This is a genomic window from Pseudomonas sp. TH15 (assembly GCF_016651105.1).
Taxonomy (GTDB): Bacteria; Pseudomonadota; Gammaproteobacteria; order Pseudomonadales; family Pseudomonadaceae; genus Aquipseudomonas.
Map to the genome: position 1 here is coordinate 525,872 of NZ_JAEKEL010000001.1, position 17,767 is coordinate 543,638.

The window sequence follows — 17,767 nt, forward strand, 5'->3', positions numbered from 1 at the left end:
ACAGAGATCAAATGTGGGAGCGGGCTTGCTCGCGAAGGCGGACTGACAAACAACATCCATGTTGAATGTGCCGGCCGCTTCGCGAGCAAGCCCGCTCCCACATTGGTTTGTCGGTGAATCTGAATTTTGTGTGAGGACACCGTTTTGCGCTCTACCGAAGTCGTGATCATTGGCGCTGGCGCCGCAGGGTTAATGTGTGCGCTGACCGCCGCCGGGCGCGGGCGCAAGGTGATGTTGCTCGACCACGCTAACAAGGCCGGCAAGAAAATCCTGATGTCGGGCGGTGGCCGCTGCAATTTCACCAACATGTACACCGAACCGAGCAATTTTCTCTCGCAGAACGAACACTTCTGCAAATCCGCACTGGCGCGCTACACCCAGTGGGATTTCATCGGCATGGTCGCCAAACACGGCGTGCCGTACCACGAGAAAAAACTCGGCCAGTTGTTCTGCGATAACAAATCCAGCGACATCCTCGAAATGCTGCTCAACGAGTGCGATCAGGTCGGCGTCAGCCTGCACCTGGACACCTCGATCCAGAGCATCGAGAAACTCGAAAGCGGTTATCTGCTGGACACCACGCTCGGTCAACTGACCTGCGAATCGCTGGTGATTGCCACTGGCGGCCTGTCGATCCCGACCCTGGGCGCGACCGGTTTCGGCTATCAAGTGGCCAAGCAGTTCGGCCACGACTTGCTGCCGACCCGCGCTGGCCTGGTGCCGTTCACCATCACCGATCAGCTCAAGGAACTGTGCACGGAGCTGTCGGGGACTTCGGTGGATTGCCTGGTGAGCTGCAACGAGCAGAGCTTTCGCGAGAACATCCTGTTCACTCATCGTGGCCTTAGCGGCCCGGCGATTTTGCAGATTTCTTCGTTCTGGGAATCCGGCGACACGGTAGAAATCAACCTGATGCCGGACCACGACGTGCCGACCTGGCTGCAACAGCAACAGGCCGAACGCCCGAATAGCGAATTGAAAACCCTGCTGGGGGAAATCTTCACCAAGAAGATGGCCAACCTGCTGGCGGACAACTGGTTCGTTTCCAAACCGATGAAGCAATACACCCATGCGGAAATTGCCGACATCGCCGAAAAACTGGCGAGCTGGAAAGTGGTGCCGGCCGGCACCGAAGGCTACCGTACTGCCGAAGTGACCTTGGGCGGGGTCGATACCAATGAGGTGTCGTCCAAGACCATGGAATCGCTGAAAAGCCCCGGCCTGTACTTCATCGGCGAAGTGCTGGACGTCACCGGGCATCTGGGCGGTTTCAACTTCCAGTGGGCCTGGGCTTCGGGTTACGCGGCTGCACAATTCGTCTGATTTATCGCGTTATCGTTCTTCGCGGGCAAGCCTCGCTCCTACAGGTTCGAGGCTTGCCGTAGTTTTATATACGACGCAAAACTTGTAGGAGCGAGGCTTGCCCGCGAAGACGCCCGGACAGACAACAAACAATGCAGGGAACAAATATTGCTGTCAGATGTGATCGGCGCCATTGCGTCGGCGTCATTACTGGCTCAATTTAGCGTCATCGCCTCGGAAGGCCCTCGCACTTCATGTCATCGACCCCTTTTAGTCAGTCTCTGCGTCGTCTCTGGGCGCTGGATAAATTCAGCTACAGCGTGCGGGTGTTCATCGCCCTGACCGGCAGCATGGCCGTTTGTTGGTATCAGGATGAAATGGGGCTGTTGATCCCGTTGTTCCTGGGCATCATCGCCAGCGCCCTGGCCGAAACCGACGACAGTTGGCAGGGCCGCCTCAACGCGCTGGCCGTAACGCTGGTGTGTTTCAGCATCGCCGCGTTCTCGGTCGAATTGCTCTTCCCCTACCCCATCATATTTATCATCGCCCTGGCGCTTGCCGCCTTCGGCCTGACCATGCTCGGCGCCCTCGGCGAACGCTATGGCGCAATTGCCTCGGCGACGCTGATTCTGTCGGTCTACACCATGATCGGTGTGGATCAGCGCGGCGGCGCAGTGACTGATTTCTGGCACGAGCCGGTGCTGTTGGTGGCCGGCGCAGCCTGGTACGGTTTGCTCTCGGTGTTGTGGCAGGCGATGTTTTCCAACCAACCGGTGCAGCAGAGCCTGGCGCGGTTGTTCCGGGAATTGGGTTTTTACCTGAAGCTTAAATCGTCGCTGTTCGAACCGATCCGGCAGATGGACGTGGAAGCACGACGCCTGGAACTGGCGCAGCAAAACGGTCGAGTGGTCGCTGCGCTGAACGTCGCCAAGGAAATCATCCTGCACCGGGTCGGCAACGGTCGGCCGGGCTCGAAAGTCAGCCGTTACCTCAAGCTGTACTTCCTTGCTCAAGACATCCACGAGCGCGCCAGTTCTTCGCACTACCCTTACAACGCCCTGGCCGACGCGTTCTTCCACAGCGACGTGATGTTCCGCTGCCAGCGTCTGCTGCGCCAGCAAGGCAAAGCCTGCCGGGCGCTGGCCGAATCGATCCAGATGCGTCAGCCCTTTGTTTATGACGCCAGTTTCGCCGAAGCCCTGAGCGACCTGCACGCCTCCCTCGAGCACCTGCGCATCCAGAGCAACCCGGCCTGGCGCGGTTTGCTGCGCTCATTGCGCGCACTCGCCGCCAACCTCGGCACCCTCGACCGCTTGCTCAGTGACGCCAGCAACCCCGACGCCCTCGCCGACGCCACCGACAGCAGCCTGCTCGACCGTTCGCCGCGCAACCTCAAGGATGTGTGGATTCGTTTGCGCACACAGCTGACGCCGACCTCGTTGCTGTTCCGCCACGCCCTGCGCTTGCCCCTGGCCTTGAGCATCGGCTATGGCATGGTGCATTTGATCCACCCATCCCAAGGTTACTGGATCATCCTCACCACGCTGTTTGTCTGTCAGCCGAACTACGGCGCAACCCGCCGCAAACTCGGCCAGCGGATCATCGGCACCGCCATCGGCCTGACCCTGGCCTGGGCGTTGTTCGACCTGTTCCCGAGCCCGTTGATCCAGTCGTGCTTCGCCATCGCTGCCGGGGTGGTGTTCTTTATCAACCGCACCACCCGCTACACCCTGGCGACCGCAGCGATCACCTTGATGGTGCTGTTCTGCTTCAACCAGGTGGGCGACGGTTACGGGCTGTTCCTGCCGCGACTGTTCGATACCTTGCTCGGCAGCCTGATCGCCGGGCTGGCGGTGTTCCTGTTCCTGCCGGACTGGCAGGGCCGACGCCTGAATAAAGTGCTGGCCAACACCCTGACCTGCAACAGCATTTACCTACGCCAGATCATGCAGCAATACGCCGCCGGTAAAAGCGATGACTTGGCCTATCGCCTGGCCCGACGCAACGCGCACAACGCCGACGCAGCGCTGTCGACCACGCTGGCGAACATGCTCATGGAGCCGGGGCATTTCCGGAAGGAAGCGGATGTCGGTTTCCGTTTTCTGGTGTTGTCCCACACGTTGCTGAGCTACTTGTCAGGCCTGGGCGCGCACCGCGAGACCCAACTGCCGCCGGATGTCCGTGAGCAGTTGATCGACGGCGCCGGGGTGAGCCTGGCAGCGAGCATCGATGAGATCGCCCAAGGGCTGGCGAGCAAACTGCCGATTGCGATTCAGAGCGATGAGGAAGAAGCGCTGGCTAATACGCTGGAGCAGATGCCGGATGAGATTGATGAAGGTCAGCGCTTGGTGCAAACGCAGTTGGCGTTGATCTGCCGGCAGTTGGGGCCGTTGCGGACGTTGGCGGCGCATTTGATCAAGGATACGAGCGAGGGTTAAGCCTTGCGGTGACTGGGCTCGCGATGAGGCCAGCCACACCGCCAATCAACTTGCAGCCTGAAGCTTGAAGCTTGCCGCTGCCCCCTCACATCCCATGCTGCTTCATCAACCGCTCATAACTCCCATCCGCCTTCATCGCCGCAATCTCCCGATCAAAACCCGCCACAATTTGCTCATGCTCCGGGTTCTTCAGGCTGACCAGAATATGCAGGCTGTTTTCACTCAGCGGCTTGGGTAAAAATTCGACCGAGTTACGCACCTTGGCCGATTCACGCGCCAGGTAGTAGCGGGCGACGTACTCATCTTCCAGGGTCAGCTTGACCCGGTCGGCCGCGAGCATGCGCACGGCCATGGCGAAGTTATGTACAGGGACTTTCTGCAACGCTGCATCCTCATCGAATTCCGATGAGTAGGCGTAACCCCGCACCACCGCGATCGGGTAGGTGTGCAGTTGCTGAAGGTTGTTGTATTCGATCGGCGCGTCTTTGCGCTTGATGAAGCGCACGCGGTTGAGCAAGTACTCATCGGAAAACTGGCCAAGCTTGGTGCGCTCGTCGTTGTACCAGGCGTTGACCAGCACGTCGTAACGACCCTCGCCCACCCCCAGCAAGGCTCGCGCCCAGGGCACCTGCTCGAAATCGCTGGCATAGCCGGCCCGGGCCAGCGCGGTACTGACGATGTCCGTGGCCAACCCACCATTGACCAGCGTGGCATCGGTAAAGGGCGGCCAGGCATCGGCCACCAGACGCAGCTTTTCCGCTGCCGCGTACTGAGTCAGCAACAGCAATCCAATCAAAGCAAAAGCTCGATGCAATCGCGGCATGCTAGAAAATCCTTAGCGGGCGGGCTGCCCGACGTGTTTTTCAGCCAAAACTCCAAGACTTCGTTACCGACTTGCCGGTACTAAACCTTAGCTCATTGAAGCCACTGCACAGCGCTTACTTGCAGATTACACAAAGAAGACAACACCGCACGAAATGAATGATGGCATTTTGGCCTTTGTCACAGATTGCTCTGCCATCAAGACATCTTTCGTCAGGGCGCTTAGTATCTGAGGGACGTTGTTCAAGGAATGTGAAGATGACAATTGAGTGGGTCTGCAAACATCACAGCGATCTGGGTAAAGAACAGCTGTATGCCCTTTTGAAACTGCGTGCCGAGGTATTCGTCGTCGAGCAGCAGTGTGTCTACCAGGATGTCGATGGCCAGGATCTGGAAGGCGACACCTGCCATTTGATGGGGTGGGATGGCGAACGGCTGGTGGCGTATCTGCGTTTGCTCGACCCGGAGCTGCAGGGTGGCGATGTGGTGATCGGTCGGGTGGTGACCGCGCCAGAAAGTCGTGGCCAGGGGCTGGGGCATGAAATGATGGACCAGGCATTAAAGCAGGCTGAAAAGCGCTGGCCTGAGGTGCCGATCTATCTCTCGGCCCAGGCGCATTTGCAGGGGTATTACGGGCGGTACGGGTTTGTGGTGGCGGGAGAGGAGTATGTCGAGGATGGCATTCCGCACATCGGGATGCGTCGTTCCTGAGGGCCTCTTCGCGGGCAAGTCGGATCGCCGCACCGCTCGCTCCTACAGAATTTCGGTTGCTCGCATGATTTGCGCACATACCGTAGGAGCGAGGCTTGCCCGCGAAGGCGTCAGAACAGGCGCCACGAAATCTCAGGGATATTCCAACACCGCTTTAATCTGCCGCAAATTGCGCTCAATCCAACCCCGATCAATCGCTCCCCACTCACGAATCCGATAACGCCCCGCATGGTTACGCGCGCCGTCTTCCTGCTCGAACTCACACACAATATCCAGATCCGCCAGCGCCGCGATGGTGTCCTGGGCTGTGCGCCGAGGCATGCCGGTCACTTCGGTCAATGCCGGGACACTGCTGGCCAATCCGCTGTCGATCAGGTACGCCACGTATAGCCGGCGGTAGAAGCTGCTTTTGGTCTTGCTGACATCCATCCATATGCTCCTGATCTTGATCTTTTATTGCATATCCCGCCAAGTCAGATAAACCCGCAAATCAAACTCGACCTGGTGATACCCCGGCAACATGTGTTCGCACAGCTTGTAGAACGCCTTGTTGTGATCCGACTCTTTGAAATGCGCGAGTTCATGCACCACGATCATTTTCAAAAACTCCGACGGCGCTTCCTTGAACAGCGAAGCAACGCGAATCTCTTTCTTGGCCTTGAGCTTGCCGCCCTGCACCCGGGATATCGTGGTGTGCAGGCCGAGGGCGCGATGGGTCAGGTCCAGGCGGTTATCGAATAACACCTTGTCGATGGCCGGGGCGTTACGCAGGTATTCCTGCTTCAGGTCCAGGGCATAGGTGTACAACGCCTTGTCGCTTTGCACGCCGTGTTTCTGCGGGTAACGCTGGCTCAGGTAGTCGCTCAGCCGACCTTCAGCGATCAGCTGGCGCACCTGGTCCTGCAACGCTGCGGGGTAGGCCTGGAGGTATTTCAACGCGGTCATTGGGCAGGCAACACGAATCACGAAAAGGTCGCCAGTGTAGCGAATTCAGCTGGGTAGCGCGCTCCAGTCGAAGGGCTGCACAAACTCACCCGCGTCTTCGGCCGTCAGCGGCCGCGCCACCAGGAATCCCTGCACGTACTCGCAGCCATTGGCCTGCAGCCACTCATATTGCGCAACCGTTTCCACCCCTTCGGCGATCACCAGCAGACCGTACTCCTTGCACAGATCGATAACCGTGCGCACCAGCGACGCGTCCCGTGACGACTCTGGCAACCGGGCAATCAGATGGCGGTCGAGCTTGAGGGTGTCCAGTTCCAGATCCCGTAGATGGGAGAGCGAACATGGCCCCGAGCCGAAGTCGTCCAGCGCTACCCTCACGCCGAGGTTGTGCAGTAAACGCAGCTGCTTGCGGGTTTCATCCGGGTTGATCGTCAACGCCTCCTCGGTGACCTCAACCTCCATCTGGCGCGGCTGCAAGCCATGGCGCTCCAGCACTTGGCGTAACTCTGTGACCAGGTTAGGCATACCGAACTGCGTACTGCTCAAACTCACCCCTACCACCAGATCCTCGGCAAACAAGGTTTCCCAGGCTTTGCGCTGCTTGGCGCTGCGGTGATAGATCCAGCTGCCCAGTCGACTGATCAACCGCGCCTCTTCCAGTAATGGCAAAAACAACCCCGGTGGAACATCGCCGACACTCGGATGCTGCCAGCGCAGCAACGCCTCGAAGCCGCGAATCTGTCCACCATTGATTGCCACTTGCGGTTGATATACCAAGTTGAAATCACGGTTTTCAATGGCCGTGCGCACGCTTTCTTCAAGCATCAAACGCGAGCGCGCCCGGCCATTCATTTCGTGATCGTAGAAGCGATATTGCTGACGCCCGGCGCGTTTGGCTTCGTACATCGCGATGTCGGACGCCCGCAACAGACCGTCGAGATTCGAACCGCAATCCGGGTACGTGGCAATGCCGATGCTGGCGCCGAGGGCGATGTCCAACCCTTCGATCTGCTGACAGATCGACACTCGCTCGATCAGCTTCTCGGCAATCTTCGCCGCTTGTTCGGGGAACTCCAGATCCAGCAGCGCCGTGAACTCATCGCCGCCCATGCGCGCCAGAATATCGAAGGGCCGCAGGCAAGACTTCAACTGCTCGGACACCCAGCGCAACACCCGATCACCGGCATCGTGACCAAGGGAATCATTGACCCGTTTGAAACCGTCAAGGTCGAGGTACAGCAACACCCAGGCGCTATCGGAACGTTCGCCGCGCAGCAGCAGGTTTTCCACGGTCTGGTAAAAGCCCCGCCGATTGAGCAGCCCGGTCAGCGGATCGGTGACGGCCTGGAACTCCAGTTGCTGATGCAGGTGCCGCACCACCGACATGTCCAGCACCGTTACCACCATCGCGTGCTGCTCGGAGGGCAATGGCGCACAGGACAACGCCACCGGTACTTGCTGGCCCGGCGCCGTGCGCAGCAGCGCGTCGTGCAGGCGCAGGGTTTCACCGCGTTTGTAGCCGATATACAGGTCGGAATCGGACCAGATCGGAATATGCGGCTTTTGCAGAAAATCCAGAAACTCCCGGCCCTGCAAATCCTTGACCGTGGCATTGAGCAGCCGCGACATCGCCGGGTTGGCAAAGCGAATGAGGCCGTCCTCGCCCACCACCAGAATGCCTTCGGCGGCGTTGTCCAGCACCGAGGCGTTAAAGGCACGAGCCACTTCCAGATCATGGCTCAAGCGCTGCAACGCCCGACGGTTGCGCTGATGCTCAAGCAACGCCTGGACCTTGGGCTTGAGGATTTGCGGGTCGAAGGGTTTGAACAGGTAATCCACCGCACCACTGGCATAACCCTTGATCACGGCGTCCTGGGACTGTTCGTTGGCGGTGAGGAAAATGATTGGTGTAAGGCGAGTGCGCTGACTGCCACGCATCAACCGCGCGACTTCAAAGCCGTCCATGCCCGGCATCTGCACATCCAGCAGCACCAGGTCGACTTCGTGTTCAAGGAGCAAACTGAGTGCCTCGAAGCCCGAGGCGGCGGTCATGACCTGCCAGTCCTGGCGCTGCAACAACGCGCGCATGCTGATCAGGTTTTCAGGGTAATCATCAACAATCAAAAGGACAGAGTTGCCTTCACCTGGCGTGGGTTGCGCGCATTCCATGCTGCTTCTCTTGTTCGGGGCGACAGGCCGGTTTCTCGTGAAAACCGGACAAATACTGAGTCTTCACTCTAGACCCGGATGCGCAAAAGCAGTAGGTGTCATCGCGCCATCATTTAACCAAAGCGTCCATAAGCCGACTAACGGTCGGCTCTACAGCCCCCTGAAACCGGGAAAGATGGCGTTTTGACAGGATATTGACGCCAATCATCTGCCAAATGGGCATTAACAAAGTTACCGACTACGCTTATAAAGGCACCCCTCCAAGCCCCGTACTAGAGCTATTGGCACGGGTGTGCAGCATGAATTTGTGGAAACTTTGTCTATGATCGATCTCGCAACATGGAACCTTAGTGTTCCTGTCGGCAATCCGCCGTACACCGTTGAAACAGCCAAACTGGTGGACGGTTTCAAGGACCAATACTTCCATTCCAATACCGGCACCCTGTTTTTCTGGTCACCGGTCACAGGCTCCAAAACCGAAAACGCAAAATACCCCCGCACCGAACTTCGCGAAACCTACAGCAACGGCACCCTGCGTAACTGGCTCTACCCGGAAGCCGATAATTCGCTGCGTGCCACCCTTGTGGTCAATCAGGTGCCGAGTTCCGGCAAGATCGTCATTGGCCAGATCCACGCCTATGAAAGCCAGAAACCCTTGATCAAGCTTGAGTACCAGTTCAAGACCAGCACACAGACCGGCAACATCGTCGCCAAAGTGCGCATGCACCCTGATGACGGCGAGGGTCGGGTCATCACCATCGCTAGCGGCGTGAAGCTGGATCAGGAGTTTAACTACCTCATTCACCTGAGCCCTGGCGGTCAGTTGGGCATCAGTGCCGCGGGTTATCAGTGGGACACCGACATCAGCGCGACATGGCGCGACAAGCCGCTGTACTTCAAGGCTGGGGTCTATGTGCAGGACAACACCGGGTACACCAGCGAAGGCGGGAAAGTGACATTCAGCAAGCTGGATATTGATCACGACAAGTAAAGTTGCCCATACTCCGAACCCTGTGGGAGTTGGCTTGCAAACGATGACGACCTCACAGAGAACTCATATCTTGCAGACCGCACTCGATCCAATTGTAGGAGTGAGCCTGCTCGCGATAGCGGTGTGTCATTCAATATTTATGATCTGATTCACCGCCATCGCGAGCAGGCTCACTCCTACAGGGGTTCAGCTGTGCGCCACAGACTGCGCCATTTCCGCATTACCAAGAACGCGGTTTATCGCGAGTTCGGCCAGCATGATGATCTGCTGAATCGCCAGAATCGTATGCCGCTGCGACGCGATGGGTGGAGGCTGAATCGATCAAATAACCGAGCACATCGAAAAATACCTGTTTCGTTGAACGCAGGCAGCACAACTTGCCTTTTATACAAAAATCGCAGCCTTTGAATTAAACAAGTCCTTTACTCCTCTGCAATCTTGAGTCTCGTACATTTATATTCATCTGATCACTTCGCCAACCTAGACATAGCGAAACATTATAAAAACTGTCATTTATTACAGGATACGACATGCAGCATCTGACGTAAGGTCATCCCTTGTTAGCAGGAAAGTCTTCTTTCACTAAACATCAACAAGGAAAATAAGCATGTCAACAAAAAATTATATATCCGGAAGTTTTCTAGGAAACAAGTTAATGCTTAAGAAGGTCGCAACCGATAACGGATTTGACCCTCTAAGCATATTCGAATCAGCCACTTCGGAAAAACCAGGCGAACCTCGCAAATAAGTTAATTTTTCTAGGGCCGTTTATATTTATTCAAATCGTAACAGCAACCCCGGGCAGCGCTTTCACATCCCGCCTGGTGGAACCCCCGATTCAGAACAAGAAGAAGCCTGCAATATCCTTTGCAAAATCGTAAACGGTGAGTACACAAATCGAGACGGTTCCATATATAGCAACCAGCAATTTGAAAAGGACTATTTCGCTTGGCTCCAAAATAATAAAATAGAGGAGTAAAACAATAAAAAACCGCCTGACCAGCCTGCGTGAAAACGCATTGATGGTAGTTCCAGCAAACGCCCCGACTTGTTCAGGGCGTTTGCTTCTGTGCTCACAGCAGACGAAAAGGGCTTCCCAGCCCCTTAGCGCCATCAACTGACGTACGCCAAGCACGTCAATCTTGCCACTGTTGATGGCCTGAAAGCCGACCGCATTTTTTGCAGACCACATCCGATCCAATTGTAGGAGTGAGCCTGCTCGCGATTACGAATCAACATCCAACATCTGAACTGGCTGTTCCACCGCCATCCCGAGCACGCTCACTCCTTGAAGAGATGAGTCGCCCATTTACGATAACAGGTATCGCCAAACGTCATTAAAAACTGTCATTTTATTACAGCTACCCAAACAAGACACACCATATATTCTTCTCCACGCAACCGGAAAAACTGGAACAGTGGAAACGCCTCATTAACTTGTAAGGGAGTACTTGAAATGACCATTAAAGAAATATCTGAGCTTAGTATAGGTGAGTCAGTCAACTTCGAACTCGAGGATGGTACAACGTAAGCGGGAGAGATCGCATCCATTGAAAAACAGCTAGGCACCCTTAGTATCAAGCTTTCCGATGGAGGCTTTAAGGAGATTAACTATTACACGACAAAGTCGAGCTACCCCGTGATTTCGGCCAAAGTAGGCCTGACCGGCCTCCATGGGTCAAGAGAGCCTGGTGGGGGTCCAAGCCGCAAACCGCGCTAAAGGCGACAGAATTATTTATCCCAGTAAAAAACCCGCCTCTCGGCGGGTTTCTTATCAACGCTGTTTAACGATCAGGCTTAGTTAACCTTAGCGTTCAACTCACCCTTCAAATACCGCTGATACATCGCTTCCAACGAGATCGGCTTGATCTTCGAAGCATTACCCGCCGTACCAAACGCTTCATAACGCGCGATACACACATCACGCATCGCCGTCACAGTCGCGCCGAAGAACTTACGCGGATCAAACTCGCTCGGGTTGGTGGCCATCAGGCGACGCATCGCACCGGTGGATGCCAAACGCAGGTCGGTGTCGATGTTGACCTTGCGCACGCCGTGCTTGATGCCTTCGACGATTTCTTCAACCGGGACGCCGTAGGTTTCTTTGATGTCGCCGCCGTACTGGTTGATGATCGCCAGCCAGTCTTGTGGCACGGAAGACGAACCGTGCATCACCAGGTGGGTGTTCGGGATGCGTTTGTGGATTTCTTTGATGCGGTCGATGGCCAGCACGTCGCCGGTAGGCGGCTTGGTGAACTTGTAGGCGCCGTGGCTGGTGCCGATGGCGATGGCCAGGGCGTCGACTTGGGTGCGTTTGACGAAGTCAGCGGCTTCTTCCGGGTCGGTCAGCATTTGGCTGTGATCCAGAACGCCTTCGGCGCCGATGCCGTCTTCTTCACCGGCCATGCCGGTTTCCAGCGAACCCAGGCAGCCCAGCTCGCCTTCTACCGAAACGCCGCAGGCGTGAGCCATGGCCACGGTTTGTTGGGTGACGCGGATGTTGTAGTCGTAGTCGGTCGGGGTCTTGCCGTCTTCGCCCAGGGAACCGTCCATCATCACCGAGCTGAAGCCCAGTTGGATGGAGCGCTGGCAGACGTCAGGGCTGGTGCCGTGGTCCTGGTGCATGCACACCGGGATGTGCGGGAATTCTTCGATTGCCGCCAGGATCAGGTGACGCAGGAACGGGGCGCCTGCGTATTTGCGGGCACCGGCCGAAGCCTGGACGATCACCGGGGAGTCAGTCTTGTCAGCGGCTTCCATGATGGCGCGCATCTGTTCAAGGTTGTTGACGTTGAAGGCTGGAACGCCGTAGCCGAACTCGGCTGCGTGGTCCAGCATCTGGCGCATGCTGATAAGTGCCATTGTGTGTGTCTCTCCCGGTTTGGGTCGTTAATCATGCCAGCCTGCCGTAGCGGCGGCGGCTATTCAAGTTATTGCAGATCGGGGGTTGGTCCGGTCCGCTCATTCGGTGTTGCAAAAATCTTGAGAACCTACACAGAACCTTTGCGGGAGCGGGCTTGCTCGCGAATGCGGTTCAACATTCAACATTGATGCAAGCTGACCCGCCGCCTTCGCGAGCAAGCCCGCTCCCACATTGGGTTCTCCGTGAATCAAATCAATCGTCTTACTGCGCTTTACAACCGCGGCCAATCAAATCGTTGGTGGCGACCCAGTACACCAGGCCTTCCTCACCTTTTACGTGAAACGCCAGCATGTCATTGCTGTAAAGCGACCCTTCGGCGCCCGGCTCAAGCTTCAAGCGGTAGACCTGATCGGCTCCGCCGAGGCGCACGTCGACTTCCTTGCGGCTGTCGTCAGTGTAGCGCCAGAGCACTTTGGCCTGGCTGTCGCAGGTCCAGGTGGTCCAGTTGTCCGCAGACGCCGACGCGTTGAACAGGTTCAAATTCAAACTTGAGCAACCTGCCAGCAACGCCAACGCCATGACGGCGATAAAACCTTTCATCCGTGTTCCTCGACCGACGGCGCACGCCGCCGGCCTTGAGTAAAGAGTCAGACCCGTCAAGGGCAGCCACGTTCCTTGGCGGGAGTCTGTGTCTCGTATTTGTCCAGGCCATCCGGCCCGGAGCGCTTGTTGAGCACCGGGTTGGTTTCTGCCTGCCAGTCGGCCTGGTAGCAACCTTTATCCGACGCAGACGGCGCGGGTTCCGGCGTGGCTTTCGGGTTACTCCCGCAAGCCGCCAGGGAACCTGCGACGATCAACAGCGCTAGCGTCCTGACCATGTAAACACTCCTTTGCCTGGTCATTTGGGTGGCCTCAGGCCTTGGCCCGGCTTTCCAGGACTTCAACGGCTGGCAGAACCTTGCCTTCGACGAATTCGAGGAAGGCGCCACCACCGGTAGAAATGTAGGAGATCTGATCGGCAACGCCATATTTATCGATGGCAGCCAGGGTGTCGCCGCCGCCCGCGATGGAGAACGCCGAGCTTTCCGCGATGGCGTGGGCCAGGACTTTGGTGCCGTTACCGAACTGGTCGAATTCGAATACGCCCACCGGGCCGTTCCACAAAATGGTCTTGGACGACTTCAGCAGCTCAGCGAAATTCGCCGCGGTCTGTGGGCCGATGTCCAGGATCATATCGTCGGCGGCTACGTCAGCGATCAGCTTGACGGTCGCAGTCGCGCTTTCAGCGAATTCCTTGGCAACCACAACGTCCACTGGCAGCGGCACGCTGACTTTGGCAGCGATGGCTCGGGCGGTGTCCAGTAAATCAGGCTCGTACAGCGACTTGCCCACCGGGTGACCGGCAGCAGCCAGGAAGGTGTTGGCAATGCCGCCGCCAACGATCAACTGGTTGCAGATCTGGCTCAAGCTATTGAGCACGTCGAGTTTGGTCGAGACCTTGGAACCGGCAACGATCGCTGCCATTGGCTGGGCCGGGGCGCCGAGGGCTTTGCCCAGTGCGTCCAGTTCAGCGGCCAGCAACGGACCAGCAGCAGCGACTTTGGCGAACTTGGCCACGCCGTGGGTCGAACCCTCGGCACGGTGAGCGGTGCCGAAGGCGTCCATCACGAACACGTCGCACAGGGCGGCGTATTGCTGGGCCAGTTCGTCAGCGTTCTTTTTCTCGCCTTTGTTGAAGCGTACGTTTTCGAACAGCACGATGTCGCCGGCCTTCACGTCAACGCCGCCCAGGTAGTCGGACACCAGCGGCACTTCGCGGCCCAGGGCCTTGCTCAGGTAGTCGGCGACTGGCTTGAGGCTGTTCTCGGCCGAGAACTCGCCTTCAGTCGGACGGCCAAGGTGCGAACAGACCATCACGGCCGCGCCTTTTTCCAGGGCCAGCTTGATGGTCGGCAGCGAAGCCAGGATACGCGCATCGCTGGTGACAACACCGTCCTTGATTGGGACGTTGAGGTCTTCGCGGATCAGTACGCGCTTACCTTGCAGATCGAGGTCGGTCATCTTCAACACGGTCATGGGTCGCAATTCCTGAGTTACTGTTTTGAAGTAGCTGGTTTTGAAGTAGCTGTTTGCAGATAGTGTTCTGCAACGTCCAGCATTCGGTTGGCAAACCCCCATTCGTTGTCGAACCAGGCCAGGATGTTCACCAGCCGTGGGCCGGAAACACGGGTCTGACTGGCATCGACGATGGCCGAATGTGGGTCATGGTTGAAATCACAACTGGCGTGAGGCAACTCGGTGTAGGCCAGCAGGCCTTTGAGCGGGCCGCTGGTGGCGGCCTCACGCAGAATCCGGTTGACCTCGGTGGCATCGGTGTCGCTCACGGTCTGCATCGTTATGTCGAGGCAAGACACGTTCACCGTCGGCACCCGTACGGCTTTGGCCTGAATTCGCCCGGCAAGTTCCGGCAGCAGGCGTTCGATGCCGCGCGCCAGACCAGTGGACACCGGGATCACCGACTGGAACGCCGAACGGGTCCGGCGCAGGTCTTCGTGGTGATAGGCGTCGATCACCGGCTGATCGTTCATCGCCGAGTGGATGGTGGTGATCGACACGTATTCCAGGCCAATGGCCTGATCCAGCAGGCGCAACAGCGGCACGCCGCAGTTGGTAGTACAGGACGCGTTGGACACCAGCAGTTCGTCGCCGGTCAGGCAATCCTGGTTCACGCCGTAGACGATGGTGGCGTCGACATCTGCTTCGCTGGCCATCGGCTGGGAAAACAGCACGCGTGGGGCGCCGGCGTCAAGGAAACGCTGGCCGTCTTCACGGGTGTGGTAAGCGCCGGAGCACTCCAGCACCAGATCGACGCCCAGGGACGCCCAATCGATGCCTTCGGGGATAGCACTGCGCAGGACCTTCACGCAGTTGCCTTGAATATGCAGACAATCGCCCTCAACCCGCACTTCACCGGGGAAACGCCCGTGAGTAGAGTCGAAGCGTGTCAGGTATTCGATGCTGGCCATGTCAGCCAGATCGTTGATCGCGACAATTTCAAACCCAGCCGTCGAGCCTCGCTCAAACAACGCACGCAAGACGCAACGACCAATCCGGCCGTAGCCGTTGAGTGCAACTTTGTAAGGACGCGGTTGAGGCATGGGGTTCTCGATTACCGTGGTGAATCCGTCAGTGTTGTGGTGATTGGACCAACGCCATCGCGAGCAAGCTCGCTCCCACAGGGAAATGTATTCCAATGTGGGAGCGAGCCTGCTCGCGATGGCGTCAGCCCGGACAACACAACTGTCGGACTTAGTCTTCCAGCAGCTCTTCAGCCTGACCCAGGATGTTTTCCAGGGTGAAGCCGAACTCTTCGAACAAGGCTGGCGCAGGCGCCGACTCGCCGTAGGTGGTCATGCCGATCACGCGACCTTCCAGGCCCACGTATTTGTACCAGTAGTCCGCGTGAGCGGCTTCGATGGCGATACGGGCGCTGACTTGCAACGGCAGGACTGCTTGCTTGTAGCCTGCATCCTGAGCATCGAACACGCTGGTGCACGGCATCGAAACAACCCGCACCTTGCGACCTTGCTCGGTCAGCTTGTCGTAAGCCTGAACCGTCAGGCCCACTTCGGAACCGGTGGAGATCAGGATCAGCTCAGGCTCGCCTGCACAGTCCTTCAACACATAACCGCCACGGGCGATGTCGGCGATCTGGCCGGCATCACGGGTTTGGTGCTGCAGGTTCTGACGCGAGAAGATCAGCGCCGAAGGGCCGTCCTTGCGTTCCAGAGCCAGTTTCCAGCAAACCGCCGATTCAACGGCATCGGCTGGACGCCAGGTGTCGAGGTTCGGGGTGCTGCGCAGGCTGGTCAGTTGCTCGACTGGCTGGTGAGTCGGGCCGTCTTCGCCCAGACCGATGGAGTCGTGGGTGTAGACGAACACCACGCGTTTCTTCATCAGCGAGGCCATGCGTACCGCGTTGCGCGCGTATTCCATGAACATCAGGAACGTTGCGCCGTAAGGCACAAGACCGCCGTGCAGGGACACGCCGTTCATGATCGCGCTCATGCCGAACTCGCGAACGCCGTAGTACATGTAGTTGCCGCTGGCGTCTTCAGCCGAGACACCTTTGCAACCTTTCCACAGGGTCAGGTTGGAACCGGCCAGGTCAGCGGAGCCGCCCAGCAGTTCAGGCAACAGCGGGCCGTAGGCATTCAGTGCGTTCTGGCTGGCTTTACGGCTGGCGATGGTTTCGCCTTTGGCCGCGACTTCAGCGATGTAAGCAGACGCTTTTTCAGCGAAGTCAGCCGGCAGTTCGCCGCTCAGACGACGAACCAGTTCGTTGGCCAGCTCAGGGAAAGCAGCGGAGTAAGCAGCGAAACGCTGATCCCACTCGGCTTCAGTCGCGCGACCAGCTTCCTTGGCGTCCCACTCGGCATAAATGTCAGCCGGGATTTCGAACGGTGCGTAGTTCCAGTTCAGCGCCTTGCGGGTCAGAGCGATTTCCGCGTCACCCAACGGGGCGCCGTGGCAGTCTTCTTTACCTTGCTTGTTCGGCGAACCGAAGCCGATGGTGGTCTTGCAGCAGATCAGCGTTGGCTGAGCGCTTTTACGAGCGGTTTCGATCGCAGTCTTGATCTCTTCCGGGTCGTGACCGTCGACGTTGCGGATCACCTGCCAGTTGTAGGCTTCGAAACGTTTCGGCGTGTCATCGGTGAACCAGCCTTCGACTTCGCCGTCGATGGAGATGCCGTTGTCATCGTAGAAAGCAATCAGTTTACCCAGGCCCAACGTACCGGCCAGGGAACCGACTTCGTGGGAAATACCTTCCATCATGCAGCCATCACCCAGGAACACGTAGGTGTGGTGATCAACGATGTTGTGGCCAGGACGGTTGAACTGCGCCGCCATGACTTTTTCTGCCAGGGCAAAACCTACGCCGTTGGCCAGGCCTTGGCCCAGTGGACCGGTGGTGGTTTCAACGCCCGGGGTGTAGCCGAATTCCGGGTGGCCCGGGGTACGGCTGTGCAGTTGGCGGAAGTTTTTCAGGTCATCGATCGACAGGTCGTAGCCGGTCAGGTGCAGCAACGAGTAAACCAGCATCGAACCATGACCGTTGGACATCACGAAGCGGTCACGGTCAGCGAACGATGGATTGCTCGGGTTGTGCTTCAGGTAGTCACGCCAAAGTACTTCGGCGATATCCGCCATACCCATAGGGGCACCGGGATGGCCGCTGTTGGCTTTTTGCACGGCATCCATGCTGAGGGCACGAATGGCGTTGGCACGCTCACGACGGCTTGGCATCGCTGATCTCCTGGGGTTTGAATAAATTGAAACGGAAAAAAGGCGAGCATTTTCCCTCACCCACCCGCCTTGGGGCAATGACAGATAGTCATCTGGAGGTGTTTTTCCGGTGGATAAAGTCGCATTCGCCTGGTGAAACCTTTCCGCACACGTTTTGTAGGAGGCCCCTTTGCCCGAGAAGTGCCATCTATCGAGCAATATCAAAACTTTTTGATATTG

15 protein-coding genes and 1 pseudogene are annotated in these 17,767 nt (G+C 57.7%); 4 read left to right on the forward strand and 12 right to left on the reverse strand.

Features of this window, described 5'->3' with window-relative positions:
- Positions 1 to 144: 144 nt before the first annotated feature.
- Together JFT87_RS02455 and yccS are read left to right on the forward strand one after the other, a co-directional pair.
- Entirely contained in the window at positions 145 to 1,323 is a 1,179-nt protein-coding gene (locus JFT87_RS02455; RefSeq protein ID WP_201198455.1) for an NAD(P)/FAD-dependent oxidoreductase, read from the forward strand.
- Positions 1,324 to 1,556: 233 nt separating this feature from the next.
- Positions 1,557 to 3,740, forward strand: a complete 2,184-nt coding sequence (gene yccS, locus JFT87_RS02460; protein WP_201198457.1) for a YccS family putative transporter — start codon at positions 1,557 to 1,559, stop codon at positions 3,738 to 3,740.
- An 85-nt stretch (positions 3,741 to 3,825) separates the two neighbouring features.
- Here yccS and JFT87_RS02465 read toward each other — a convergent pair whose 3' ends face one another.
- The gene (locus JFT87_RS02465) at positions 3,826 to 4,563 is read right to left on the reverse strand and encodes a substrate-binding periplasmic protein (RefSeq protein ID WP_201198459.1); all 738 of its coding nucleotides are present in this window, start codon (positions 4,561 to 4,563) and stop codon (positions 3,826 to 3,828) included.
- Between the two features lie 257 nt (positions 4,564 to 4,820).
- Here JFT87_RS02465 and JFT87_RS02470 point away from each other — a divergent pair, with 257 nt between their 5' ends.
- A complete protein-coding gene (locus JFT87_RS02470; protein WP_201198461.1) occupies positions 4,821 to 5,273 on the forward strand; it encodes a GNAT family N-acetyltransferase in 453 nt (150 codons plus the stop codon).
- Positions 5,274 to 5,405: 132 nt separating this feature from the next.
- Here the strand turns inward: JFT87_RS02470 and JFT87_RS02475 are convergent, their stop codons facing one another.
- From JFT87_RS02475 to JFT87_RS02485, 3 genes are read right to left on the reverse strand one after another with little or no spacing between them, the layout of a single operon-like run.
- Complete coding sequence (locus tag JFT87_RS02475; protein WP_123369167.1) at positions 5,406 to 5,702, reverse strand: winged helix-turn-helix domain-containing protein; 297 nt, start codon at positions 5,700 to 5,702, stop codon at positions 5,406 to 5,408.
- Between the two features lie 24 nt (positions 5,703 to 5,726).
- The gene (locus tag JFT87_RS02480) at positions 5,727 to 6,218 is read right to left on the reverse strand and encodes a M48 metallopeptidase family protein (protein ID WP_201205052.1); all 492 of its coding nucleotides are present in this window, start codon (positions 6,216 to 6,218) and stop codon (positions 5,727 to 5,729) included.
- A gap of 45 nt (positions 6,219 to 6,263) precedes the next feature.
- On the reverse strand, positions 6,264 to 8,387 hold the full coding sequence (locus tag JFT87_RS02485; protein WP_201198463.1) for a putative bifunctional diguanylate cyclase/phosphodiesterase: 2,124 nt from the start codon (positions 8,385 to 8,387) through the stop codon (positions 6,264 to 6,266).
- Between the two features lie 322 nt (positions 8,388 to 8,709).
- Between JFT87_RS02485 and JFT87_RS02490 the strand changes: the two genes are divergently transcribed.
- The gene (locus JFT87_RS02490; RefSeq protein WP_201198465.1) at positions 8,710 to 9,378 is read left to right on the forward strand and encodes a polysaccharide lyase family 7 protein; all 669 of its coding nucleotides are present in this window, start codon (positions 8,710 to 8,712) and stop codon (positions 9,376 to 9,378) included.
- A 186-nt stretch (positions 9,379 to 9,564) separates the two neighbouring features.
- Here JFT87_RS02490 and JFT87_RS28750 read toward each other — a convergent pair.
- The 8 genes and pseudogenes from JFT87_RS28750 to tkt all read right to left on the reverse strand — a co-directional run.
- Positions 9,565 to 9,678, reverse strand: a pseudogene (locus tag JFT87_RS28750) (DUF6124 family protein); the annotation flags it as partial.
- Positions 9,679 to 10,216: 538 nt separating this feature from the next.
- Positions 10,217 to 10,570: a hypothetical protein gene (locus JFT87_RS02495; protein ID WP_201198467.1), complete on the reverse strand. Its 354-nt coding sequence runs from the start codon at positions 10,568 to 10,570 to the stop codon at positions 10,217 to 10,219.
- A gap of 605 nt (positions 10,571 to 11,175) precedes the next feature.
- Positions 11,176 to 12,240 carry a class II fructose-bisphosphate aldolase gene (gene fba / locus JFT87_RS02500; protein WP_054044249.1) on the reverse strand — a complete coding sequence of 355 codons (1,065 nt, stop codon included), beginning with the start codon at positions 12,238 to 12,240 and terminating at the stop codon, positions 11,176 to 11,178.
- Between the two features lie 262 nt (positions 12,241 to 12,502).
- Entirely contained in the window at positions 12,503 to 12,841 is a 339-nt protein-coding gene (locus JFT87_RS02505; protein ID WP_201198469.1) for an MliC family protein, read from the reverse strand.
- 56 nt (positions 12,842 to 12,897) lie between these two features.
- Positions 12,898 to 13,119 (reverse strand): hypothetical protein, encoded by a 222-nt coding sequence (locus JFT87_RS02510; protein WP_201198471.1) that lies wholly within the window; start codon positions 13,117 to 13,119, stop codon positions 12,898 to 12,900.
- Between the two features lie 34 nt (positions 13,120 to 13,153).
- A complete protein-coding gene (locus tag JFT87_RS02515) occupies positions 13,154 to 14,317 on the reverse strand; it encodes a phosphoglycerate kinase (RefSeq protein ID WP_201198473.1) in 1,164 nt (387 codons plus the stop codon).
- A 17-nt stretch (positions 14,318 to 14,334) separates the two neighbouring features.
- Positions 14,335 to 15,399: an erythrose-4-phosphate dehydrogenase gene (epd, locus tag JFT87_RS02520; protein WP_201198475.1), complete on the reverse strand. Its 1,065-nt coding sequence runs from the start codon at positions 15,397 to 15,399 to the stop codon at positions 14,335 to 14,337.
- Between the two features lie 151 nt (positions 15,400 to 15,550).
- Positions 15,551 to 17,548, reverse strand: a complete 1,998-nt coding sequence (gene tkt / locus JFT87_RS02525; RefSeq protein ID WP_201198477.1) for a transketolase — start codon at positions 17,546 to 17,548, stop codon at positions 15,551 to 15,553.
- Positions 17,549 to 17,767: the final 219 nt, after the last annotated feature.